1 protein-coding gene is annotated in these 1,403 nt (G+C 38.1%); it reads left to right on the top strand.

Features of this window, described 5'->3' with window-relative positions; all coding sequences use genetic code 11:
• Positions 1–423: 423 nt before the first annotated feature.
• A partial coding sequence (locus QT987_RS29740) for a protein kinase domain-containing protein (protein ID WP_333247081.1) occupies positions 424–1,403 on the top strand: 980 nt, incomplete at its 3' end.

Raw genomic sequence — 1,403 nt, 5'->3', positions numbered from 1 at the left:
GTCCAAAAAGGACGGGCGGGACGCCCATCCCACAATAACAATTAAAATTGTAAGTTATTTAATTCGCGATCCTTAGTGTTTTTACGGATATGGGTTAATTTGCACTCGCTTTCATTGCATGGTGATTCCCCCTATTTATACTCTAATTATGCAAGGCCCAAATCTCCTATGAAGACTAAGGGCGATCGCACTTCACTCTGTTTTGCCGGATTTTACAGGAAACTGTGGAGCGATCGGACTCCTGACCGGAATGTTTAGCCCTCTTATTTTGAAGAAATGTTAAGAAAAAATAACTTTTTTTGGAAAACTTAAGCTTTTCTTAAATTTTAGGGTAATATTGTGTATTAGATAATACATATACTTAATTAACTAACAATATATAAAAAAATAATTGAGTATTAATACTGACAAGAGGCTGTAAGAATGATTAACTTACCGGGCTACGACATTACCAACCAGATCCATGAAAGTAATAATTCTGTAGTTTACCGGGGACTGAAAAAGCAAGACAACCAACCGGTAATTCTCAAATTTCTCAAACAAGATTATCCGATGCCAGCTTCGTTAGTCAGATACAAGCAGGAATACGAAATCACACACAATCTTCACCTAGAAAGTGTCCCTAAAACCTACAGCTTAGAAAGATACCATAACAGTTTGGCTATCATTTTCGAGGATTGTGGTGGAGACTCATTAAAGCTTTGGTTGGCTTCTCACAAACTTACCTTAGAAGAGTTTTTATTAACAGCTATTAAAATAACCAGGGCTTTAGGTGAAATTCATAGACATAAAATTATTCATAAAGATATTAATCCCAGCAATATTATTATCAACTCAACCACAGGGCGAGTTCAAGTTATAGATTTTGGCATCTCTACTGTTTTAAAGCGCGAAAATCCTAGTCTGAAAAATCCTAATGTTTTAGAAGGCACCCTTAGCTATATATCGCCGGAACAAACAGGCAGAATGAACAGAGCGATCGACTACCGCACTGATTTTTACTCATTAGGAGTCACTTTTTACGAAATGCTAACAGGGCAATTGCCCTGGGATTACAGCGATGCAATGGAATTAATCCACTGTCACATTGCCAAACAAGCAGTACCGCCCCACCAAATCAATCGAGAAATTCCTAAAGCTGTTTCTGATATTGTGATGAAGCTATTAGCGAAAACCGCTGAAGCCAGATATCAAAGCCCTTGGGGAATTATCGCTGACTTAGAAGAATGCCTAGAACAATTAAAAACTACGGGAGGAATTGCAGATTTTGCGATCGCCCAAAAAGATATTACAGATAAGTTTCAGATACCTCAAAAACTTTACGGCAGAGAAACAGAAGTTGAAACCTTATTAGCAGCCTTTGAGCGAGTCAGCAGGGGCAGCACCGAAATGATGCTAGTATC

The sequence above is a fragment of the Microcoleus sp. SVA1B4 genome (assembly GCF_036700545.1).
GTDB lineage: Bacteria > Cyanobacteriota > Cyanobacteriia > Cyanobacteriales > Microcoleaceae > Microcoleus.
Note: the sequence above shows the minus strand (reverse complement) of the source record. Positions and strands in the feature narration are given on the sequence as shown.